This window comes from Ruegeria sp. H9, from assembly GCF_056532915.1.
In genome coordinates this window covers 1,010,686-1,033,543 of the sequence record NZ_JBQFNX010000002.1, presented here as the reverse complement: position 1 = coordinate 1,033,543, position 22,858 = coordinate 1,010,686, and the positions used below count along the sequence as shown (strand labels likewise).

The 22,858-nt window shown below is 57.0% G+C and carries 19 protein-coding genes and 2 tRNA genes; 7 read left to right on the top strand and 14 right to left on the bottom strand.

The features are described 5' to 3' along the window. Nucleotides 1-9: 9 nt before the first annotated feature. Nucleotides 10-4,428, top strand: coding sequence for an nSTAND1 domain-containing NTPase (locus tag ACR0CZ_RS13695; RefSeq protein ID WP_170396230.1), 4,419 nt, complete (start codon nucleotides 10-12; stop codon nucleotides 4,426-4,428). A 71-nt stretch (nucleotides 4,429-4,499) separates the two neighbouring features. On the opposite strand, the gene ACR0CZ_RS13690 is transcribed toward ACR0CZ_RS13695, so the two are convergent. Genes ACR0CZ_RS13690 through ACR0CZ_RS13665 form a run of 6 tightly spaced genes read right to left on the bottom strand, consistent with a single transcriptional unit; the run spans nucleotide 4,500 to nucleotide 9,724 of the window. Continuing rightward, the gene (locus ACR0CZ_RS13690) at nucleotides 4,500-5,438 is read right to left on the bottom strand and encodes an HAD family hydrolase (RefSeq protein WP_170466307.1); all 939 of its coding nucleotides are present in this window, start codon (nucleotides 5,436-5,438) and stop codon (nucleotides 4,500-4,502) included. After that, nucleotides 5,402-6,217, bottom strand: a complete 816-nt coding sequence (phnE, locus tag ACR0CZ_RS13685; RefSeq protein WP_170396234.1) for a phosphonate ABC transporter, permease protein PhnE — start codon at nucleotides 6,215-6,217, stop codon at nucleotides 5,402-5,404. Before phnE (ACR0CZ_RS13685) ends, ACR0CZ_RS13690 begins: the two co-directional genes overlap by 37 nt. Beyond that, complete coding sequence (phnE, locus tag ACR0CZ_RS13680) at nucleotides 6,217-7,032, bottom strand: phosphonate ABC transporter, permease protein PhnE (protein WP_480536913.1); 816 nt, start codon at nucleotides 7,030-7,032, stop codon at nucleotides 6,217-6,219. Before phnE (ACR0CZ_RS13680) ends, phnE (ACR0CZ_RS13685) begins: the two co-directional genes overlap by 1 nt. Beyond that, a complete protein-coding gene (gene phnC, locus ACR0CZ_RS13675; protein WP_170403402.1) occupies nucleotides 7,029-7,823 on the bottom strand; it encodes a phosphonate ABC transporter ATP-binding protein in 795 nt (264 codons plus the stop codon). The genes phnE (ACR0CZ_RS13680) and phnC overlap by 4 nt, the downstream gene beginning before the upstream one ends. A 58-nt stretch (nucleotides 7,824-7,881) precedes the next feature. Next, nucleotides 7,882-8,856 (bottom strand): phosphate/phosphite/phosphonate ABC transporter substrate-binding protein, encoded by a 975-nt coding sequence (gene phnD, locus ACR0CZ_RS13670; protein WP_170396240.1) that lies wholly within the window; start codon nucleotides 8,854-8,856, stop codon nucleotides 7,882-7,884. Nucleotides 8,857-8,869: 13 nt separating this feature from the next. Then, a complete protein-coding gene (locus ACR0CZ_RS13665) occupies nucleotides 8,870-9,724 on the bottom strand; it encodes a DeoR/GlpR family DNA-binding transcription regulator (RefSeq protein WP_170466310.1) in 855 nt (284 codons plus the stop codon). Between the two features lie 224 nt (nucleotides 9,725-9,948). On the opposite strand from ACR0CZ_RS13665, the gene ACR0CZ_RS13660 reads away from it, so the two are divergent. The 5 genes from ACR0CZ_RS13660 to ACR0CZ_RS13640 are packed head-to-tail and all read left to right on the top strand — an operon-like array spanning nucleotide 9,949 to nucleotide 15,352. Beyond that, nucleotides 9,949-10,413, top strand: a complete 465-nt coding sequence (locus tag ACR0CZ_RS13660; protein ID WP_170396245.1) for an NUDIX hydrolase — start codon at nucleotides 9,949-9,951, stop codon at nucleotides 10,411-10,413. Nucleotides 10,414-10,472: 59 nt separating this feature from the next. Then, nucleotides 10,473-11,498: an ABC transporter substrate-binding protein gene (locus tag ACR0CZ_RS13655; protein WP_170396247.1), complete on the top strand. Its 1,026-nt coding sequence runs from the start codon at nucleotides 10,473-10,475 to the stop codon at nucleotides 11,496-11,498. After that, on the top strand, nucleotides 11,499-13,712 hold the full coding sequence (locus tag ACR0CZ_RS13650; RefSeq protein WP_170396248.1) for an ABC transporter permease: 2,214 nt from the start codon (nucleotides 11,499-11,501) through the stop codon (nucleotides 13,710-13,712). An 11-nt stretch (nucleotides 13,713-13,723) separates the two neighbouring features. Then, nucleotides 13,724-14,785 (top strand): ABC transporter ATP-binding protein, encoded by a 1,062-nt coding sequence (locus ACR0CZ_RS13645; protein WP_170396250.1) that lies wholly within the window; start codon nucleotides 13,724-13,726, stop codon nucleotides 14,783-14,785. Beyond that, nucleotides 14,786-15,352 (top strand): histidine phosphatase family protein, encoded by a 567-nt coding sequence (locus ACR0CZ_RS13640; RefSeq protein ID WP_170565768.1) that lies wholly within the window; start codon nucleotides 14,786-14,788, stop codon nucleotides 15,350-15,352. It begins immediately after the preceding gene. Between the two features lie 4 nt (nucleotides 15,353-15,356). On the opposite strand, the gene ACR0CZ_RS13635 is transcribed toward ACR0CZ_RS13640, so the two are convergent. The 7 genes from ACR0CZ_RS13635 to ACR0CZ_RS13605 all read right to left on the bottom strand — a co-directional run bounded on the left by ACR0CZ_RS13635 (nucleotide 15,357) and on the right by ACR0CZ_RS13605 (nucleotide 21,195). Then, a complete protein-coding gene (locus ACR0CZ_RS13635) occupies nucleotides 15,357-16,148 on the bottom strand; it encodes an inositol monophosphatase family protein (RefSeq protein WP_170396254.1) in 792 nt (263 codons plus the stop codon). A 214-nt stretch (nucleotides 16,149-16,362) separates the two neighbouring features. Next, nucleotides 16,363-16,437 (bottom strand) — tRNA-Glu (locus tag ACR0CZ_RS13630). A 22-nt stretch (nucleotides 16,438-16,459) separates the two neighbouring features. After that, a tRNA-Glu gene (locus ACR0CZ_RS13625) sits at nucleotides 16,460-16,534 on the bottom strand. Between the two features lie 109 nt (nucleotides 16,535-16,643). After that, entirely contained in the window at nucleotides 16,644-18,386 is a 1,743-nt protein-coding gene (gene recJ / locus ACR0CZ_RS13620) for a single-stranded-DNA-specific exonuclease RecJ (RefSeq protein ID WP_170396256.1), read from the bottom strand. A 90-nt stretch (nucleotides 18,387-18,476) separates the two neighbouring features. Beyond that, nucleotides 18,477-19,460: a class II fructose-bisphosphatase gene (glpX, locus tag ACR0CZ_RS13615; RefSeq protein ID WP_170396258.1), complete on the bottom strand. Its 984-nt coding sequence runs from the start codon at nucleotides 19,458-19,460 to the stop codon at nucleotides 18,477-18,479. A 71-nt stretch (nucleotides 19,461-19,531) separates the two neighbouring features. Next, complete coding sequence (locus ACR0CZ_RS13610) at nucleotides 19,532-20,818, bottom strand: homoserine dehydrogenase (protein WP_170396260.1); 1,287 nt, start codon at nucleotides 20,816-20,818, stop codon at nucleotides 19,532-19,534. A gap of 128 nt (nucleotides 20,819-20,946) precedes the next feature. Further along, nucleotides 20,947-21,195 carry a hypothetical protein gene (locus tag ACR0CZ_RS13605; RefSeq protein ID WP_170396262.1) on the bottom strand — a complete coding sequence of 83 codons (249 nt, stop codon included), beginning with the start codon at nucleotides 21,193-21,195 and terminating at the stop codon, nucleotides 20,947-20,949. Between the two features lie 100 nt (nucleotides 21,196-21,295). Here ACR0CZ_RS13605 and ACR0CZ_RS13600 point away from each other — a divergent pair, with 100 nt between their 5' ends. Further along, complete coding sequence (locus ACR0CZ_RS13600; RefSeq protein WP_170396264.1) at nucleotides 21,296-21,883, top strand: TetR/AcrR family transcriptional regulator; 588 nt, start codon at nucleotides 21,296-21,298, stop codon at nucleotides 21,881-21,883. A 7-nt stretch (nucleotides 21,884-21,890) separates the two neighbouring features. On the opposite strand, the gene ACR0CZ_RS13595 is transcribed toward ACR0CZ_RS13600, so the two are convergent. Beyond that, the gene (locus ACR0CZ_RS13595; protein WP_170396266.1) at nucleotides 21,891-22,802 is read right to left on the bottom strand and encodes a pirin family protein; all 912 of its coding nucleotides are present in this window, start codon (nucleotides 22,800-22,802) and stop codon (nucleotides 21,891-21,893) included. Nucleotides 22,803-22,858: the final 56 nt, after the last annotated feature.

Here is a 22,858-nt window from a genome sequence, read left to right as displayed (position 1 = left end):
AAGAATATCATGACTTTTCCCGCGTTCATCGGCCGTTACGCTGTTGACCGTGAAATCGCGAGCGGTGGGTTCGCGGCGGTTGTCCTTGCGCGGGATGACGAGTTGGAGGTTCCGGTAACCCTCAAGATTCTGCACGCCAACCTTGCGACCAATGACAAAGTCATCACCCATTTTCTCGAAGAAGCCCGTCTGTTGCGGCGCATTCGATCTCCGCGCGTTGTCTCCGTGCATGACGTGGGGCGTTTGGAGGACGGGCGGCCCTATTTTGTCATGGACTACGCGGATCGCGGCACATTGGCCGACCGACTAAAGCGTCTAAGCCCCGCTGCTTTGGCCAAACGCGAAGGTGTGGAAATACTGATTGATGCAATGGCAGATGGCTTGTCTGCGGTTCACGACGCGAATGTCGTGCATCGGGACGTCAAACCCGCAAATGTCCTTCTGCAACGAGTGAAGCGGTCCAAAGACGATAACAGCACGACGGTTTCTGATGCTTTGGTCGGCCTAGACGAGAGGGTTTTTCTGGCGGATCTCGGTATTGCGAAGGATTTAGCGATCGGTGTGACCGGCGCGACCATGATGGCTGGGACACCGCTCTATCAAGCGCCAGAACAAGCTGAGCACGGGCAACCCGTAACGCCGATGACCGACATCTATTCGGCCAGCGCGCTGATGTGGCATGTCCTGACGGGAAAGGCGCCGCCGCCATTCCATCGCGTTACCGAGTATCTTTCCAGCCTGCCGGAAATGTGGCGCGATTGCATTGAGCACGGGATGGCAATGGACCCGCAGGCGCGTTTTCTGGATATGGTGTCCTGGCGCAGTGCAATGAATGATGCGTTGGATCGTGACCGGCGAGAGGCCGCATCCGAAGCGGTGACGCAGATATCGGAAAGTAGGGTGGAATGCCCCTACAAAGGGCTCGCCGCGTTCCAGCCAGAGGATTCCGACTATTTCTTTGGACGCGAGGATCTTGTTGAGGAACTTGTGACCCGGCTTCAACAGAGCCGGATATTGGTTCTGGGTGGCTCATCCGGCAGTGGTAAATCATCCGTTCTGCGAGCAGGGCTGCTGCCAGCGATCGCTGCCAACGCGATATCCGGTAGCGAAAACTGGCGTGTTTGTGTTTTTACCCCCGGGCGCGATCCAATGACCGATTTGTACTTTCAACTCATCGGCGACAATTCTCACCTTACGGCTCAGGTCTCGCTCAACGACTTCATCGCCTATCCGAGTGCGGCGCGCCGTTTGGCCACCGCGAATGAAGGAGAGTTGTTGATCTGCATTGATCAGTTCGAAGAATTGTTCACGCTGGTCAAACAGGAACGCAGAAGCAAGTTCATCGAAGCTTTGTCAGCTATGACAGACCCCGCAGATAGCCGTGTTCGTATCGTGCTGACAATCCGTGCGGACTTTTATGCATCCTGTGCAGAGATACCGTGGCTTGCGGATCGAATCTCGGAAAACCAGTTTTTGGTCGGGCCGATGACACGGCCCGAGCTGCGCCGCGCAATCAGCGAACCGGCACATGCAGCTGGTTTGCACATGGACAGGTCCCTTATTGATGCGATCGTTGATGAGGCCGGGCGCGAAGCGGGTTCGCTCCCGCTGGTGGCGCATTCTCTGTATGAAACATGGAGCCGACGTAAAGGTGCGGTCATGTCTCTGGACGGCTACCGTCAGTCCGGTGGTGTCACAGGGGCAATCAGCCAGACAGCAGAGACACTTTTTACAGACGTTTTTGACAAAGTTCAGCAAGAGGCAACCCGGCGGCTATTCTTGCGTCTGGTTACGCCCGGCGAGGGGACTCCGGACACACGGCGGTTGTTGCCGATCGATGAGATCGAGCGCGACTCGGACCCGGATACAACGCGGCGGGTCGTTGAAGCTTTGACAGATGCGCGGTTGCTGACGCTGGATGACAAAAATGTTCAGATTGCGCATGAGGCGCTGCTGCGTACATGGCCGCGACTTAATTCATGGATCGAAGAAAGCCGCGATGATCTGCGCATGCGTCAGCGTATTCAGCATGACGCTGCAGAGTGGGATGTTGAAAATCGCGAGCCCGATTTACTTTATCGCGGCACAAGGTTGTTGTCGGCTGAAGAATGGTCGGTGAAGAACCAGAATATCCTCGGTGCGTTAGAGCGGGAATTTCTGGGCGCTGCACGAGACGCGCGTGACCAAGCGCAGGCTGCATCCAAGATGCGCCGGCGTCGGCGTCGACGTATCAATCAAGTTGCCGTTGCTGCCCTTGCCTTGCTGGCCATTGGCGCAACGGTTTCGTCTTTCTTGGCTATCCGCGCGTCCAACCTTGCCGAAAGCAACAGACAGATGGCCGTTGCCGCAACAGCTGAAGCCAATGAAAGGTTCGCAAGGGCGCTAGGCGCTGCGGCGAACGGGTTATCGGATACAGATCCCTTGCTTGCCCTGTCACTCAGCGCCGAAGCGATTGTCCGAGCCGAAACTGCTGGTTCGACATCAGAAGCGAGGGCGGCGATGCTGATGGCTCGGCAAAATCTGGGTGAGGGTGGGCTTGTCCCACTGGGCAGCCCGTTTACGGTTGGTGACGCGCAGACGATGGCTATTGATGCATCCGGTACGCGTGTTGCGGTTGGATTGCGTGATGGGCGCATCGTGGTTCATAGGGCTGAATCCGGCGGAGCGGTTATTGCTGAACTGGTGGGGCATTCCGGCGGGATAAGGGATGTTGCATTCTCTCCCGATGGAGAGTTGCTGGTTTCAGCGGCAACGGATGGGGATGTCCGCCTTTGGAATGTTGGTTCGGCCAGATACGGCCCGATCACGACACTGTTCTCTGGCAATGACGTCGCATTTGGCGTGGCCTTTGATTCCACCGGCAAGCGTATCGCGTCGGCGACCGGTGATGGGACCGTTCGCCTCTGGAACGTTTCCAATGGAATGCAAATTGGAGAGCCATTGGCGAGAATGCCGCTGGGCTTCAAAAAGGTCGCGTTTTCGCCCGTTTCAGAAGGACTTGTAGCCGGAAATGTCGATGGTGGCATATTCGGCTGGGTCGACGCAAAGGCTACGCCTGCATTTCCGCCGATACCGGGCGGTCCGCTGGGGCCTGACCCCGATCACCTGTCCTTCAGCCGCGACGGGAGAACATTCGCGGTATCCCATACGAACGGGAAGGTCACGACGATTGGTTTTCCGGATGGTTCTCCAATTGTTGATCGTTTTTCAGATAGTACCGATATCGTAGCAGCAGCATTTACCGCGCCGGACAATCTGCTGGTAGGGGCAGGGGCAGACGGAACGCTGCGATTGGAAAATTCAAACATGGAAAGTGTTGGCGACGTGGTGCAAGCGCACAGTCAGAGGGTTGTGGACCTTGAAGTCGCCCAAAATGCCCCGTTGCTGGCGACTTTGGGCCGGGATCAGCAGGTACGTCTCTGGCGGATTGGGATCGACCCCGGCGGCAAAGACACGCTTGTTTTGCAGAACGGGGCAAAGGCGCTGGGCATCGCTTATACGCCGGATGCAAAGTCTATAGCCATCGGTGACAGTGAGGGGAACATCTGGGTCTGGAAGATGGGGGCTTCCATGAAACCCATGCAGCTGAAGGGGCATGAAAGCCAGGTGTGGGCGATCTCTTTCTCGCTGGATGGCAAAACCATGGTGACTGGTGATCGCGAAGGCGGCTTGAAAATCTGGGACATGGCTGCCATGCGGCTGAAAAATCAACTCGATCTGGGGCAGGCTCCCGTCTGGTCGATCATGCCGGGGTCAGGTCCCGAGGTCTTTGTGGCGACAGGAGATGGAGTGCTGCAAATCGATATCTCAGAGGCTGATTTGGTCAAGAGCTTTGCGCCAGCTGACATTCAGGCAAATCGTGTCGCCGCCTCTGAAGATGGCAGCATGCTGGCAGCGGCCTCGGCGGACGGTAAGGTCTATATTTGGTCGATTGGCGACGGTCAGTTGATCAGAGTGATTGAAGCTGATGACAATACGCTTTGGAGTGTTGCTTTCAGTCGTGATGGCACACAGGCTGCAACTGCTTCCAGCGATGAGGTGGTCAAGGTCTGGGATGTTGAAACCGGCGAAGAGCTTGCCGCTTATGGTGGCCATAAGGGTGGGGCGACGGATGTTGCCTTTTTGGCGGATGAGGCAACCTTGGTGGCAATCGACCGATCTGGGGAACTGCATTGGTGGGATACCGCGACGCACCGTCGGCTCATGCCTGTCGAAAAGATCCATGCAGGCCCGACCTGGCGTATCGCGCTGGCACCTGACGGACATTCTTTTGCGACAACCAGCGAAGCCGGTGATGTTCGGGTTTGGGACAGGTTGAGCTTAGAGGTCGCATGTGCGTTGGGCAGTCCAACCTTCGATGAAGGGCGCAGGGTTCAGTATTTGGGAAGCGATGAGCCAACAACGACCTGTGATGCCTTCGCGAATTGATCACATGGCGAGTATTGAAAAGCACGTGCGGGCGCTTGGATTTGAAGCGGAACTAAGCAGGCGTGATCAGATTATGGTCGGTTCACAACGAAATCCGGCATGATCTGCGCCTGTGTGATTGCGTCATCGACGTCATGCCCTGCGAAAAAACCGTACCCCGAAATCAGGGCCGAGGCGATTCCGGCAGCATGGGCCCCCAATATGTCGGTATGCAAGCTGTCACCAACCATAAGCACGCGAGTTTTATCGACCCGGCCAAGTCGCTTAAAAGCCAAGTCAAAAATATTCTCAAATGGTTTGCCGAAGAATTCGGGTACAACGCCGGTTCGATCGGCAAGACGGTGCGCGAACAGACCGGGTTCGTCTGAAAACCCGTGCTCGCGTGGTGCGACTATGTCCGGATTTCCAACCAATACCGGACGCGGGCGTTTTAGCAGGGCTGCTTCCAAATGAGCCTGACGTGCCTCGGACCAGACGGCTGAGCCGATCATCAGAAACCCCTCAACCGAGTCATAGGGCTCGGGATCGTCATCGAGATAAGTCAGGTTCAAATCTTCCAGATCGCGAAGGCCGGTGCTGGGTGTTGCCATCAAACCCCAATGCAGCGCGCGTTGACCGCCCAGCTCTGCCAGCAGTGTTGCGCGGCTTGTGATGATATCCTCTGACGCAAAATCATATCCCAGCCGGGCGTATTTCTCGACGAGCGCCGCATGAGGGTGACCAGCTGCATTCGAGACGACCAGAACGCGTTTACCCATGGCTCTAAGCTGATCAATCCGCGCGGCTGTACCGGGAATTGCAGTCTCGCCGATATTGAGAACACCGAACGCATCCAGAAGGAATACATCGAAGCCTTCAGCAATATCCATCAAAGTGTTCGCATGCTGATAGGATTGAATAGCTGGTTCAGCAGCCGGAAGCCGATGCCGAACGGCCTCGTAGGCGTCGAAAGCCTCTTGGGTCGTGAAGCGGCTCAAATAATTGCCCCTCGTACTTTGGCAGACACCCATTCGCTGATCATGACGGCAATCAGAATGACGATCAGGATAAGGCTGACCTGCGGCCATGCCAGAACGTTCAGCGACGCCGACAATTGCAGCCCGATGCCGCCTGCGCCCACAAGGCCAAGAACCGTAGACTCGCGAATATTGATGTCCCAGCGGAATACGGCGATCCCGGCAAAGGCGGGCAATATTTGCGGGACGATTCCATATGCCATGACCTGCCAGCGGGATGCGCCGGTGGCGGTGATGGCTTCGACTTGGGTGTGATCAATTTCCTCGATGGCTTCATAGAGAAGCTTGGCGCAGAAGCCGATCGAACGAATGGCTATGGCGATAACACCTGCGAATACTCCGGGTCCAATGATTGCGATTAACAAAAGCGCCCAGATTAGCGAGTTGATCGAGCGGGTTGAGACGATGATCAGTAACGCGATGGGGCGGATGAACACGGCCGACGGCGTGGTGTTGCGGGCGGCCAGAAAGGCGACCGGTACGGCAAGGAACAGCGCAATGATCGTACCAAGTGTGGCGATGTTCAGCGTGTCCCAGATCGGGCGGCCTAACTGCGTGATGTAATCCCACTTTGGTGGTGTCGCGCGGGTCCAGATATCGTTCGCGATCCGGGGTGCGTCCCACACAAAGAACCATGTCGTCGAGGCCGAGATGATCTGCCAGCAGTAGACAAAGACCGCCACACCCAACAGCCAGCAAAACCAACGCACAAGGCTTTGACCGGTCGTGCGTCTGCGCCAGATTTGCGTACCTTCATGTTCAAGCACTGGCATTACTGGACCCTCGCGCGGATGATACCCGAGAGGTATTCGAGCGCCATGACGATCCCGATGATCAGGATCAGAATGGCTGCCGCAGTGCCATACTCATAACGGTCAAACGCCGTATTCAGCGTGGCCCCAATGCCGCCGGCCCCCACAAGCCCAAGAATTGCACTTTCGCGAAAGTTGATATCGATCCTGTACATCGACAGCCCGACCAGTCGCGGCATGACCTGTGGCTGCACGCCGTAGTTGATCCATTGCATCCATCGCGCGCCCGAGGCTTTGATCGCCTCGGCCTGCACTTTGTCCATGGCCTCGATGTCTTCAGCCAAGAGCTTGGACAGGAAACCGATAGTGGCGAAGGACAGTGTCAGGAAGCCGGCCAAAGGTCCGAACCCAAAGATGGCAACCAGAAGAATGGCGACGATAATCTCTTGCAGGGCGCGGCTGATCGCAACAATGCCTCGGCAGATCACATAGACCGGGAGAGGCGCAATATTGCGTGCAGCGCCCAGTCCGATCGGGATCGATATCAGGATGCCCACCACCGACGCTGCAACCGTCATCACGATGCTCTCGAGAAGACCGCTCCAGATATCGCTCCAGCGCGATATGAAATCCGGGCTTGTGAAAGCAAGGACAAAAGCCCAACCGCGATCCAAGCCTTCATAAACCCGGCCCCAATCCACCTCGATGGTCATAAATGCCGCAATCAGATAGGCGACGAATCCAACGATCAAGGTCCAGCGCAGTAAGGCGTTTTTGACGAAGGCCGGTTTCCGCCAGCCTTTGCCCAGCAGGTCATCAAGTTCGGGATGGCTCATTCCGCGGCCTCGATCTCTTCGTCGTCTTCAACTTTCTCTATGGTCGCTTCCCAGTCTTCTTCGCCATAGATTTCGGTCAACTTGTCAGGCGTAAGCCCAGAGGGGAGGCCGTCAAATACGATTTCACCAAAGCGTAGGCCAACGACGCGCGGTACGAACATTTGCGCAAGGGCCACGTCATGAATGTTGATTATCGCGGCTAATCCGCGTTCCTGACACAGCTCGGTAATCAAGCGCATGATCTGACGGCTGGTTTTTGGGTCCAGTGAGGCGGTCGGTTCATCGACCAGCAGAAGCTTGGGATTTTGGATTAGCGCCCGGCATATTCCAACCCGCTGACGCTGACCACCTGACAGTTCGTCCGCTCGTTTGTCGGCCATATGCAACAGACCCACGCGATCCAGCAGGCGGAATGCTTCATCCACGTCAGACTGGGGGTAACGTCGCAGGAAGCTCCGCCAAAACCCAACATATCCCAGCCGTCCCGACAGTACATTTTCCATGACGGTCAGGCGTTCAACCAGTGCGTATTCCTGAAAGATCATCCCCATTTCACGACGTGCTTTCCGCAGCGCTCCCGAGCCGAGTTTGACCAGGTCCACGTCGTCCAGCAGAACCTCGCCACTCGTGGGTTCAACCAAACGGTTAATGCAGCGGATCATGGTGGATTTGCCAGCACCAGAAGGCCCGATCAGCGCCAGAACCTGGCCCTTTGGCACATCTAGATCGATCGCCTTCAGGGCCTGATCGCCGGTTTTATAAGTTTTTGTAAGCTTTTGAAGCCGCAGCATTTACGCCCCCGGTTCGGGTGGTAACGGGCCCCGCAGGGCCCGTTGGATGTAGTATCGATTACTGGCAGGCGTAGGAAACGCCGTTGGCCGCGTCGATCTTGCGGATGACGTCCCAGAACTCCTGATAGGTCATCTCAAGGAACTGACCTTCATTCGATTTCGAGAACTCAGCCTCAAGCGTCGTTCCCTCCCAGTCGAAGCTGAAGAAGGCATTGCGGATTTTCTCCTGCAGTTCCGGCGTCAGGTTGTACACGGTTCCAAAGCCTGTCGTCGGGAAGGTCTGCGACTTGTAGATCGTGATGACGTCGTCTTCGTTGATCACATCGCGCGAGATCATCCGCGATTTGACCGAATTAGCGATCGAGGCAGCCAGATAGTCCTTATTGGCGACACCCAAGATCGAGTTGTCGTGTTTGCCCGAATAAACCGGCTCAAAATCGCGTTCGGGCAGCAGATCAAAGTCGCTTTTCAGGATCGCCGAGGGCGCTTTGAAGCCCGAGTTCGAAGTAGGGGAAGTAAAGGCCAATTGCTTGCCCTTGATATCCTCAACCTTTTCGATGCCTGAACCGGGATAGGTGATGATCTCCATCTCGTATCCGAAGTTTCCGTCTTTCGACGCCATGATCGTGAAGGGTCGGAAACCAGCACAGTTCACGGCTAACGGGTTTGAACCGGTATTGAAGCCCGCAATATGCAGACGCCCCGAACGCATGGCCTCAATCTGGGCCGCGTTGTTCTGAACTGGAAAGAAAACAACGTCTTTGCCAGTTTCCGCTTTCAGATGATCAAGAAAGTCCGACCAAGCAGTTTTGTATACGGCAGGGTCTTCAACCGGGGTGTAGGCAAAGATCAGAGTATCAGGATCAATCTGATCGGCAGGATCAGCGGGGATATCCGCGATCAGATCGCCATCGGCATCGCAGAACCGTGCATCCAGATCACCGCGCGGGCAGTCTTGCGCCGAAGCCGTGCCCGACAGTGACAAGAGCGCGATTGCGGAAGCTCCGATCAGTAGTTTGATATCAAATTTCATTTCTTCCTCCCAGTCATGCGTGGCTTTTCTGTCCACGGTTTGTCGTTCTTTGTAAGGACTGCTCAGCGACAAGAATCTTCACCCCGGCGTCGTTGATCGCGCCAAGCAAATCCCCTGTTGGTTTGGTATCAGTCACGATTGAATTCAGCCCGTCAAGGTCGCCCACACGGGTCAAACCTTTGCGGTCGAATTTATCGGACCCGATCAGAAGATGTCGCGTCGCGGCGCGTGCCAGCATCATCCGTTTGACGGTTGCGAAACCGCGCACGGTCTCTGACGGCCCTTCTTCTGACAGGCCGGACGCGCCAATCATGCAGCGATCGACGTTGAAACGAGACAGGAAATCCAGTGTATCTGTCCCGATCGTGGCGGACTCGGCGGTCAGATATTCGCCTGGGCATAGAATGACTTCAACGGGTGCGTGACCAAGGGTCATGGCCACCGGTATCGAATTCGTAATTGCCGTGCAGTGAATGCCCCGATACGCCAACATACGGGCCATCTCGATGGTGGTTGAGCCGGAATCGATCATCACCGTCTCGCCTTCCTGAATCAGGTCAGCTGCGCATTTGCCGATCTTTTCACGCTCATCAAGGCGGGCGTGGGTGCGCTCATCCAGACTTGGATAACGTCCTTGTATCGGGGCAGAGGCACCGCCATGAGCCCGCGAGATCAGCCCATCATCAGCTAGGGCATCAAAATCCCTGCGCACCGTTTCCGCCGAAACATTGAAACGCTGCGCCAATTCGCTGATCCGGACGTGTGGGCGAAGCTTCAACTCCAACAATATCTCACGGCGGCGGTCGGATTTCTTGAACCGACTCTGGCCCTTGTTGGTTTTCTTATCGCGCGTTTCCGCTTTGGGCATCTGGCAATCCGACTCGGTTTCAATCTCACTTTTGTGGCGTTTCAGTCGTTTTGCAACAATTTCTGTTGCAAAGCCCACGATTCATTGTGAGACTTCAAAGAACTGTTTCTATTTCGAGGCGTAGCAATCGAAGTGCACCGGCGTTCTGAATGTAGCCACCTTGTTCGACAGCACGTAGGTGTTGCCTTTGCCCTTTGCGCGGTGCCAGAGCTAAGGGCGCGCGCATGAGCAAGACCGAATTCACGGATCAGATCGGAGCGCTTCCCGTGCGTTGGGACAAATCCGACAAGCTGCGGGTTCTCATGGTCACTTCGCGTGACCGGGGGCGGTGGGTCATTCCCAAAGGTTGGATGATGGACGGGAAGAAACCTTGGCATGCCGCTGAAATCGAAGCTTTGGAAGAGGCCGGAGCGGTTGGCTTTATTTCCAAGAAATCAATCGGATGCTTTCACTATGACAAGCGATACGAGGGTAAAAGCAGCGTTCCTTGCCGCGTGACGCTGTATCCGTTGATCGTGGAACGGCTGAAACGCCGCTGGAAAGAGCGCGACGAACGCAAGCGCCACTGGTTTTCGCCTGCCAAGGCCGCAAAGCTTGTCGAAGAGAAAGAACTGGCGCGATTGCTAAAGAGCCTGTCAGATAATCAAGAGACGTTGGCTGTCATCGAGAAATTGCGAAAGGCCGCATGAGGAAGGGCAAATAAGAGCCGGGAAATCCGGACGCAGTGAACATAAAGGGAGAGAAGAGAATGAAGAAATTTACATCCACAGCGTTGGGATCGCTTATTGCCCTTGCCGCTTCGATGTCAGCGGCACAGGCTGACAAGTTGACACTTTATTGTTCGGCACAAGAGGATTGGTGCCAGCTTATGGCGCGCAGCTTTGAGGACGCGACTGGCATCGACGTTAATATGACCCGTAAATCCTCAGGCGAGACATTTGCTCAGATCCGCGCTGAAAGCTCTAACCCGAAGGGAGACGTCTGGTGGGGTGGCACCGGTGATCCGCATCTGCAGGCCGCAGAAGAGGGTCTGACAAGGGAATACATGTCGCCAATGCGCGATCAGCTTCATGATTGGGCGATTTCTCAGGCTGAAAGTGCCGGTAACAGAACCATCGGTATCTATTCCGGTGCGCTAGGCTATGGCTACAATGCCGATCTTGTCGCCGCGAACAACCTTCCCGAACCTGCTTGCTGGAAGGACCTTCTGAAGCCCGAGTACAAGGGGCACGTTCAGATGGCGAACCCGAACTCATCAGGTACGGCCTACACGACTCTGGCCTCGATGGTGCAAATCTTCGGCGAGGACGAAGGATTTGAGTTCATGAAGGGGCTGCATTCGAACATCAACCAATACACCAAGTCGGGCTCGGCACCGATCAAGGCTGCTGGTCGAGGCGAGAATACAATTGGTATCGTTTTCATGCATGACGCAGTAAAGCAGGCGGTATCGGGTTTCCCGATCAAAGTCGTCGCGCCATGTGAAGGTACTGGTTACGAGATCGGTTCGATGTCGATCATCGAAGGCGCGCGCAACGAAGATGAGGCCAAAAAGTTCTATGACTGGGCATTGTCGCCCGAGGCGCAGAACCTCGCCCTTCAGGTAAATGCCTTCCAAGTCCCGTCAAACAAAGGTGCTGAAACTTCGGAAAGCGCGCCTGACATGAGCCAGATCAAGCTGATCGACTATGACTTCAAGAAATACGGCTCGTCGGATGAGCGCAAGCGCTTGCTGCAGAAATGGGACGAAGAGGTTTCGGTACTGCCGCAGTAAATGACTGACGACACGACAAAAACGACCCATCCGGTTCTGATCTTCTGGGTCATCGCCGGGTGGGTCGGATTCTGCCTGCTGCCGTGGTACATGGTTGACGGTGGCCTGTGGTCGTTCGATTGGCTGCTGGACGGCTACCCTTTCGACGAAGATTATGCGCCTGCTGCCTTTCTAATCGGGCAGGGTGAAAAGCTGTGGCTTGCTCCGCTTCTTATTGCACTCCTGCTGCCACTTCTGGTGTTAAGACGCGCCAAATCAGATCCGCTTCATGCGCGCATTCTGATCCTGTCAGGGGCACTGGGCTTCGGTTGGCTGATCGCACAAGGGTTCAGCATCGGAATCCGAGGCTACAATTTCGATTGGCTGGAAGCCTTGTTCGGAGAGCTCGGTGATCGGCAATTCGGCATGGGCTATGGCGCGATGATCTGCGCGTCGAGTTTTCTGTTCCTTCTGACCCAGGGTGTCGCCGCACGTGGGGCGATTAACGGAGACGTCTTCGTGGTCAGCGCCATCGGTGGTGTGATCACCATCGTCACCGCGTTTGTATTCTTTCCTATCGCCAAGATGCTGTTCGCTGCCTTTGTGACGGAAGAGGGCGCGTACTCCATCGCAGTGTTCTTCTCGAAATTCTTTGACGACCGGCTTTGGGGGCTGGGATGTTTCTGGGGCGCACGATGCGGGGCGGCATGGAACTCACTGTTTCTGGCCATCCTCGTCGGCTTCATCACCACTGCGCTAGGCTTGTGCTTTGCGCTTGTCGTGACCCGCTCGGGCTTTCGGTACAAGCGCGCGTTGCGCGCACTGACGGTTCTGCCGATTATCACGCCACCGTTCGTGATCGGCCTAGCGCTGATCCTGCTGTTTGGATTGTCGGGTTCAGTAACGCAGTTCTTTGCCGAATTGTTCGGCACCCAACCCACTCGCTGGCTGTATGGCATGCCGGGTGTTCTGATTGCGCAGACGTTGGCATTTACACCCATCGCCTTCCTTGTGCTGATTGGCGTCGTTGAAGGGGTGTCTCCCTCGATGGAAGAAGCGGCCCAGACATTGCGCGCGAATAGATGGCAGACGTTCAAAACCGTGTCCCTACCGTTAATGCGCCCTGGCCTTGCCAATGCTTTCCTTCTGGGCTTCATCGAAAGCATGGCCGATTTCGGCAACCCACTTGTGCTAGGTGGCAATTTCGATGTGCTGTCGACCGAGATTTTCTTTGCAATTGTTGGTGCGCAATATGATCAAGGCCGCGCTGCGGTTCTGGCCATGGTGTTGTTGTTCTTCACGCTTTCTGCCTTTTACGCGCAGCGAGCCTGGCTGGGTAAGAAAAGCTACACCACAGTCACGGGCAAAGGTGACGCTGGCGTACATCCATTGATGCCAACCGGCCTTTCCATCCCGGTTCTAACCGTCGCCCTTGGCTGGGCGGTGTTTACCATCGTCGTCTACGCCATGATCGTCTACGGCAGCGTGGTTGAACTGTGGGGAGTCAATAATTCCCTGACGTTCAAGCACTACGTCACTGCCTTCTCGGTTCGGTTTGAAGCAGAGGGTATTCGCTGGACAGGAGCCGCATGGGACAGTTTCTGGACGACTATCACCATCGCCGCAATTGCTGCTCCACTGACGGCTGCCGTGGGGCTCGTGACGGCCTACCTTCTGACCCGACAGAGTTTCGCGGGTAAAGATGCCTTTGAGTTCGGCACCATGCTGTCCTTTGCCATCCCTGGCACGGTGATCGGTGTCAGCTACATTCTCGCCTTCAACGTGCCACCGATCGAGATCACGGGCACGGGTGTCATCCTTGTTGTGAGTTTCATCTTCCGCAATATGCCGGTCGGTGTCCGAGCCGGCATCGCCAGCATGTCGCAACTGGATCGCAGCCTTGACGAGTCCTCGCTGACACTTGGTGCAAATTCGTGGCAGACTTTCCGGCGGATCATCCTGCCACTACTGCGCCCGGCAATTCTTGCGGCGCTTGTGTACAGCTTCGTGCGGGCCATGACGGCGATTTCGGCAGTGATCTTTCTGGTCAGCGCGGAATATGACATGGCGACCAGCTATATCATCGGGCGGGTCGAGAATAACGACTATGGTCTCGCCATCGCCTATTCCACCACTCTGATCTTTGTGATGCTGTCAGTGGTTGCCCTTATGCAGTTGATCGTGGGCCGGACCAAGATCGGGCGACGAATGACGCAGTCGCGGACCAATGTTTAGGAGAGTTTGACATGAGCCTGCAGTCCAAAGCCGCGCCGGTTCGGTTCGAGTCCGTCACAAAGATGTTTGGCAAGGATGTCGTTGCCGTCGACAATATTGACCTGAATGTCGATGCAGGAAAACTGGTCACGCTGTTGGGCCCGTCAGGCTGCGGCAAGACGACGACGCTGAGGATGATCGCAGGGCTCGAAATGGCCACCTCAGGAAAGATCACCATCGGGGATCGCGATGTGACCAAACTGCCCGCGACGGACCGCGACGTATCTATGGTGTTCCAGTCTTATGCGCTGTTTCCTCATATGAGCGTGCTTGAGAACGTGATGTATGGCCTCACGTTCTCGGGCTTTGCTAAAGACGAGGCCCGCCGCCGCGCGCTGGACGGTTTGGAGCTGGTTGGCCTGAAAGGTTTTGACAGCCGCCTCCCGTCGGAACTGTCTGGTGGCCAACAGCAGCGCGTCGCTGTAGCGCGGGCTTTGGTGTTGGAACCACAGGTGCTGTTGTTTGATGAACCGCTCTCGAACCTCGACGCGAAACTACGCCGCCAGGTACGCGAGGACATCCGGGCCATTCAGCAAGACCTTGGTCTGACCGTCGTCTACGTAACACACGATCAGGAAGAGGCTCTGGCAGTATCGGACGAAATCGTCGTGATGCGGAATGCCGCGATTGCCCAGATTGGCACGCCTCGCCAGCTTTATGACGCCCCAAATGATCGCTTCGTTGCGGATTTTATTGGTGAGGCCAATCTGCTTGCCTGCCAGATCATCTCGGTCGACGGCGACATGGCCACCATCGAGATCGAAGGCTACCGCCATACCTTGGCATCCCGTGGCTTGACCGAAGGGCCTGCGACCGTCGCCATCCGGCCTTCTCGACTTGTGATCGGGGCCGCGCAAGGAGTTGCGGCGACCGTCTCCAAAGCCACCTATGTGGGTGTCCGAATGGAGTACACTCTGACCGGTGCGTTCGGCCAGGTCTTTGCAGTCCATGACGATGTCGATGCGCCGCTAGAGCCGGGTACAGAAGTACAGATGGCCTTCGCCGAGAAAGGTCCGGTGCTTTTGCCCGAATAGATGCCCTGTCTTCTAATCATCACGCACCCCGAGGTCATCATTGACCCGAACACCCCCATTCAGGACTGGGGGCTTAGCGCGGTAGGCCGCCGCCGCGCTGCGGCCTTCGCAACCAGCGGAATTTTTGCAGAAGTTACCCACCTATGGGCCAGCACCGAGCAAAAGGCCCGCGAGACGGCCGACATCCTGGCTGCGCCCCGAAGCCTGCGGATAAAACAAGATGCCGCACTTGGCGAGAATGATCGAAGCGCCACCGGTTTTTTGCCGCGTGACCGGTTCGAAGCTGCCGCTGACGCATTCTTTGCCCACCCCAACACCAGTTTTCGCGGCTGGGAAACTGCCGCTGCCGCCCAGCGGCGGATAAACCAAGCAGTAACTTCAATTATCGAAACGCATGATGGCAGTGACCTCGCCATCGTTACCCATGGGGCCGTCGGGACCCTTCTGTGGTGCTCCTTGTCGGGCCGCCCCATTGATCGGAGGTATGATCAGCCCGGGCAAGGCCATTATTGGCAAGCCGATCTAACGGACCTTAAACCGCTGAGTGGATGGCGCTCAATCGACTAGATTGTCAGGCCAGCCATGCGTTCTCAGAGATTTCACGCAAAGTATCAAACACATCCGGAGTACCAGCGATCACCCGACCGCCGTTGCGGATCATTGCGCCTGCGTCCTGATCTTCGACCACGCCGCCTGCTTCCGCAATCATCAATTGACCAGCCAGACAATCCCAGGCGTTCATATGTTCTTCGACATAGCCAAGCAGCCGGCCCGCTGCGACATAGGCCAGTGACAGCGCGCCACTGGCGTTTCTGTGAAACATGGCCCCACGCTCGATCAGGTTCGCGACGATTGGAACAATGTTACGGTTATCCACCCGGTTCGAATAACCCACTGCCACCGTCCCTTGATGCAGCGCAACACCCGAAGCGACCCGCATTGGCGCATCATTCAGTGTTGCCCCGCCTCCGCGCGAGGCTACGAAGGTCTCATTGATATTTGGGTCATGGATTACACCGATCTCGGTATTTTCCTCAGCGACGCCCGCCAGAACGATGGTCCAGGCCGGAATGCCATTGACGAAATTCGTGGTGCCATCGATTGGATCGATCACCCAGTCAAATCCGCTTGAACCTTGTGTTTCACCATGCTCTTCGCCAAATATGCCATCGTTGGGCCAAGCCTCGGCGATCCTCTGGCGGATGAAGGTTTCGACATTCCGGTCTGCCTCGCTGACCCAATCCTGTGCGCCTTTTTGATCGACGATCAAACCGCCCCGGTCGGAGAAATATCTGAAGGCGATTGTGCCAGCTTCCTTGCAGATCGCGATCGCGAAGTCTTTGCGTTCTTTGAGGTAATCCAATGGGAATCCAAATCATATCTGTTGTTGGCCAAAACTGTGCAGGCTTGGTGATGGAATGGCAAATACCAAATGCTGGTGAACTCGGTCCGGGGCAGCCATTGACAGGCGTGCCTTAAACCGCATTTCGCGTCTTCAAAACGGGGCGCGCAGGTTTCGTGCTAAACACGATGCTGTAAGAATACGTCGCCGGGAACGATTTTGGCATTGAAGAAAATGGTAGCCCGTAGGGGAATCGAACCCCTCTTTCCAGGTTGAAAACCTGGCGTCCTAACCGATAGACGAACGGGCCATTTAGACCAGACAAGCACAAGTGGTAGCCCGTAGGGGAATCGAACCCCTCTTTCCAGGTTGAAAACCTGGCGTCCTAACCGATAGACGAACGGGCCACGCTGGCTTGTGGAGGGCCTTTTACGGTTTACCTTCCCCCCCCGCAAGACGAAAAACGCAAGGCTGTGAAACTTTTTTGGCCGTTCCTGAGCGGCGTTGAAACGGTTGTCAGACAGCTTCTGCCGCGTCTTCCAGCCGCAGCTGCACGCTCTGTCGTCCGCCCCAGGTATTCACCTCAAGCCGACCCGCGAAATGGAACCGCGCACCGCCGTGATTAGACAGGCGATCCCCCAACGGGCAGTCGAACGCGCCAAAGGCGATGGCATCCAGTCCGCCAGACATTCCATCCGAAAGTGACAGCTTCAAATGTGTTTCGCCCACGCGTTTAGCAAAGCGCACTTGCAGATCAGGCAGCGCATAGCGCGGGGCAGGGGCACCGGCCCCGAAAGGACCCGCTTTCTCTACCTGTTCGATCAGATCGACTGTCGCGGCCCCGGGCATCAGCGCCCCGTCCAGTTTCAAGTCGGCGGGACCGCCTTGGCCTGCACCCTGTTTGGCCAGAAGCTCGGACAGGCGCGACATTGCAGGCTCCAACTGATCACGCATCACCGTGAGACCGGCCGCCATCTTGTGACCACCACCCTTGACCAGCAGCCCTTCGGCAGCCAGTCGCTGGATCGACGCGCCCAGATCAACGCCCGAGATCGACCTGCCTGAACCTTTGCCCTCATCCCCGTCGAACCCGATCACGATAGCGGGCCGGTTTGCCGACTCTTTCAGCCGCGAAGCAACGATACCTACCACCCCGGGATGCCAACCGTCGCCTGCGGCCCAGACCAGCGGCGCATCCAACCCACGGTCCTCGGCTTGCGCCAAAGCCGCCGCGCGGACCGCGTTTTCGATCTCGCGCCGTTCCGAATTCAGGGCATCCAGCCGCTCGGATAAGGCTTCGGCCTCAGTGATCGAGTCCGTGCTCAGCAGCCGCGCGCCAAGATCAGCCTGACCAATGCGACCGCCAGCATTGACGCGCGGCCCCAGCAGAAACCCCAGATGATAGCTGTTGGGCGCGGTATCCATGCGCGCCACGTCTGACAACGCGACCAAGCCGGGCCTTTGCCTTTGGGTCATCACTTTCAGGCCCTGTCGAACCAGCGCCCGGTTGGCGTCGATCAACGGCGCAACGTCCGCCACCGTGGCCAGCGCCACCAGATCGAGCATTGCCATCAGATCCGGCCCCTTGGCCCCGGCCTCACGCAACTGACGACCCGCCTCGACCAGCATCAGGAACACCACCGCAGCAGCGCAGAGATAGCCCAGATCGCCGCTTTCGTCCTGTCGGTTCGGGTTCACCACGGCGACGCAATCCGGCAGGGTTTCTGCACCCAAATGGTGATCCAAAACGATCACATCCGCACCCTTCGCCGCCGCGATAGGTTCGTGGCTCAGCGTTCCGCAATCCACGCAGATGATCAGGTCATGGCTAGCCGCAAGTTCCTGCATTGCAGGCACATTTGGCCCATAGCCTTCATCAATCCGGTCGGGCACATAAAGCGTCGCGGCAAGCCCCATCTGGCGCAGCCACACCAACAACAACGCAGCCGAACTGCCCCCGTCCACATCATAGTCAGCAAACACTGCGATCTTTTGGCGCTTGCGCACAGCCTGTAGAAACCGGGCCGCAGCGACGTCCATATCTTTCATCGATCGCGGGTCGGGCAGCAGTTCCTTCAACTTGGGTTCCAGGAAACCGGCGGCCTCCATCACCGGTACACCGCGCCGTGCCAAAACCTGACAGACGGCGCGAGGCAGATCTGTCTGCTGCGCCATCATTTCTGCTGACCGCTCGACCTCAATCCCCGGTCCGATCCAGCGTCGCCCCGTCAGAGATTGCTCTACGCCCAGAAATGCCACATCTCACCTCATGCACTAAGGCCGGACCCCTGGGGATCCGGCCTCTTGGTCTTTTATGAATACTCTTGCTGAAGGCGCTGGCGCAAGCCGCTATGCTTCGTTGTGTGGCCACATCGGCGTGCGGTAGGACATCCGCCGCACCGAGCCCGTTTTTGATCGCATGAGCAGCGTCGTTGTTTCAACCCAACCCGGTTCCCGCTTGATGCGCGGCAGCAGTGAACCTCCGGTGACCCCAGTAGCAGCAAAGATTACATCCGCCGTTACCATCTCGTCGCGCGCATAAACACGGTCCAGATCTGTGATGCCCGCCTTGGCCGCCCGGCCACGTTCGTCGTCATTACGGAACAACAGGCGGCCAAAGATCTGACCGCCCATGCATTTCAGCGCGGCTGCGGCAAGCACACCCTCGGGCGCGCCACCTTGACCCATATACATGTCGATGCCGGTCACTTCGCTTTCGGCGCAATGCATCACACCTGCGACGTCGCCATCTGTGATCAGGCGGATCGACGCACCGGTATCGCGGACTTCAGCAATCATCGCTTCGTGGCGAGGACGCTCCAATATGCATACGGTAATATCCGCAGGCTCGCAGCCTTTGGCCTTGGCCAGCGCTTCAACTCGCGCGCGCGGGCTCATGTCCAAGCTTACGACACCTTCGGGAAAGCCCGGACCAATGGCCAGTTTGTCCATGTATACGTCCGGAGCGTGTAGCATTGAGCCGCGCGGGCCCATGGCAATGACGGTCAGCGCGTTGGGCATGTCCTTGGCGGTCAGGGTTGTGCCTTCAAGCGGGTCCAGCGCAATGTCTACGCCCGGGCCGTTACCAGTGCCAACCTCTTCGCCGATATAGAGCATCGGTGCTTCATCACGCTCGCCCTCACCAATGACAACGACACCCTCAATGTCCAGAAGGTTCAGTTGTTCACGCATAGCGTTGACGGCAGCCTGATCGGCAGCTTTCTCATCACCCCGGCCAACCAGAGAGGCGGACGCCAGCGCGGCCTGTTCTGCCACCCGTGCAAGGCCCAGAGACAGCAGGCGGTCGTTGAAATCGATCTTGGCAGCGTTCATCTTCGCATATCCTTTGGTCAGCTAAGGCGTTTTATCCGGCATAGCCTGCGCGCAGCATAGGCCGCAAGGGGTCAGACTTGTTCGATACGCAGGGCGACGGGTTCTCCGGCCACCACATCGGTGGCGCGCAGGCCATCCAGTGCATGGTCCAGCGTCGCCCGCGTGGTTTTGTGGGTCACGATCAGCACGGGCGCTGTGCTTTCTGTGTGCCCATACTGCCGCATCCGGTCGATCGAGACTCCAGCATCGCCCAGAATCGCCGCGACCTTTGCCAGAGCGCCGGGCTTGTCCAGAAGACCGAGCCGCAGATAGTAGGGTGCAGGTAAGCCAGTAACGGCGGAGGCTGCGTCTTGTAGGGTCGTCGCAGGGCGGCCAAATGTCGGTATATGCAAGCCTCGCGCCAGATCGCAAACGTCGCCCATCACCGCGCTGGCAGTGGGACCTTCACCGGCACCGGGGCCGCGCAGAACGATTTGTTCAACTGCGTCCCCATCCAGCACAACCATGTTTGTTCCGCCTTCCAACTGACCTAGCGGAGAATTGCTCGGCACTAGACAGGGTTGCATCCGCTGTTCCAGTCCGCGCGCCGTTCGCTGTGCTACACCCAACAGCTTGATGCGATACCCCATGTCGTGGGCCTGATGGATGTCATCGAGGCTAATATGCTGAATGCCCTCGATCTCGATCCCATCGAAATTCGGCTTGGTGCCAAAGGCAATCGAAGACAGCAGCGCGAGTTTGTGCGCCGCGTCGATGCCGCCAACATCCAGATTCGGATCGGCTTCGAGATAGCCAAGCTGCGCGCATTCCTGGAACAGGGCGTTATAGCCCAACTCCTGCGATTGCATCCGGGTCAGAATATAGTTGCAGGTACCGTTCATGACGCCCATGACACGCGTGATCTCGTTACCCGCCAGTCCTTCGGTCAGAGATTTGATTACCGGAATACCACCCGCGACAGCCGCTTCGAAGCGAATGACACGCCCTGCGGCTTCGGCCAATTCCGCCAGTTCCTGCCCATGAATCGCCAGCAGTGCCTTGTTTGCGGTGACGACATCCTTGCCACTGTTCAGCGCCGCCTCGACCGAAGCTTTCGCGGGGCCGTTCTCGCCGCCCATCAGTTCGACAAAAACATCGATGTCTTCGCGTTTGGCCAATGCAACGGGATCGGTTTCCCATGCATAATCCGAGAGGTTTACGCCACGGTCCTTGTTGGCATCACGGGCCGAAACTGCGGTGATCTCGATGCGACGCCCGGTGCGGGCGTGCAACAAATCGGCATGACGACGCACAATTTTGACCACACCCACGCCAACGGTTCCCAATCCGGCAATTCCAAGCCTCAGCGCCTGTGTCATTCCCTTGGGTCCTTTCTGCTCGCAATACCGCCCGCGATGGCGAAGTGTCCTTTGCGGGCTGCCTTAGCGGGTTCGAGGCAGGGGTGCAATCCGTCTAATCTTTTGGAGCTAGTGGCGTGGCCGAAATCCTAGTTAATCTCGGCATTCTGCAGCGCTTCGGCCTTTTCCGCCAACGCTTCGCTGCGTGCTGTCAGGTCTTCTTCTACCTCTTCCGCTTCGCTGATTGGATCGGTCGGAGGGCCGAGGGCGGGATCTAAAGCAATAAGCTTGGGGTAGGGTGCCTTGCGCAATGCGGCGGTTTCGCTGCCTTCCAACTCAGGGATATTTGCGCAGCCGGCGGTGGCCAGCACAAAGAGAATGGGCAGCAAAAGCTTCATCGCAGTCCTTCGGGTCGCAGCGTGTATCCCGTGATGCACGTTTTGTCGGAATGGTTCAAGCGGGGTTCTATCTGAACGTCTGTTCAGATACGATCGAAGCATGGCGCGTACACAAGGTTCTCATTCCGATATCACCGGCCCCCGTATTCGCGAGGCCGCACTGGGGCTGTTTGCCCGTCATGGCTATGCTGCGGTTTCAATGCGGCAGATCGCAGGCGAGGTGGGGGTGCAGGCTGGGGCACTCTATAATTACACGCCCGACAAGCAGAGCCTGCTGTTTCGGCTGATGCGCGATCACATGCAGGATCTGATGGCCGCCTATGACGATCTCGACCGGTTTGATAATCCACAAGATGCGTTGCGTCAGTTTGTCGGGTTCCACATCCGTTTTCACCTGCAGCGTCCCGACGAGGTGTTCATCGCTTATATGGAGCTACGCAATCTGAACCCCGAAAATTTTGCCGAAATCGAGGCCCTGCGCCGCCGTTACGAGGACTCGTTAGAGCATATTCTGTGTAACGGGCAGCAATCGGGTCAATTTTCGCTCACCGATACCAAGATCGCCACATTAGCGGTGATTGCTATGCTGAATGGTGTGATCACTTGGTATCGCAGCGGTGGCCGCCTGTCGCTGGATGAGGTCGAGCAGGTATACTGGGACATGGTCCGCAAGGCAGTCACCGCCTGACTCGTGCCTAGTGCGCTGGCCGGATGAACGTGCCGTTTCGCAATTCCCGAAACGCTTGCTGTAATTCTGCCTGCGTATTCATCACGATCGGGCCATGCCACGCCACGGGTTCATCGATCGGAGCGCCCGAAATCAAAAGAAACCGTACACCCTCGGGCCCGGCCTGAACCGTGATTTCGTCTCCGGTCCCGAACCGAACCAACGTCCTGTCTCCTGACATGTCGCGGATGTTGACCTCTTGCCCGGCAACTTCTTTTTCCAAAAGAACACCGGTTGGCTGAGACGCATCAGCAAAGGCAGCACTGCCTTCAAAGATATAGGCGAAGGCCCGGCGGTATGTGTCGATCGGAATGGTTTTTTTCACCCCTGCCGGTATGCTGATATCCAGGTATTGCGGATCGGCAGCGATACCGTCCACTGGGCCCGTGCGTCCCCAGAATGTGCCGACAATCACACGGACCTTTGTCCCATCATCATCGATGATTTCTGGAATATCAGTGCTTTGAACGTCCTGATAGCGCGGGGCGGCCATTTTCTGATCTGATGGCAGATTGCCCCACAGCTGGAACCCATGCATCTGACCGCTGGCCGACCCCTTGGGCATTTCCTGATGCAGGATACCTGACCCGGCGGTCATCCATTGGACATCTCCGGCACCCAGCGTGCCGCTATTGCCCAGCGAGTCGCTGTGTTCGACTGTACCGGACAGGACATAAGTGATCGTTTCGATGCCCCGATGCGGATGCCACGGAAAACCGGCCATATAGTCCAATGGGTTGTCATTCCGGAAATCATCGAACAGCAGAAACGGGTCCAGTTCCGACGGGTCCTGAAACCCAAACGCCCGGTGCAATTTGACGCCCGCGCCTTCCATTGTCGGGACCGCCTTGCGGAATTCCAAAGTTGGTCTGAGTGACATAAACGCCTCCTGATCCTTTGACCGGAACTTATGCGTCGGCCTGAGGCAGTCAATTT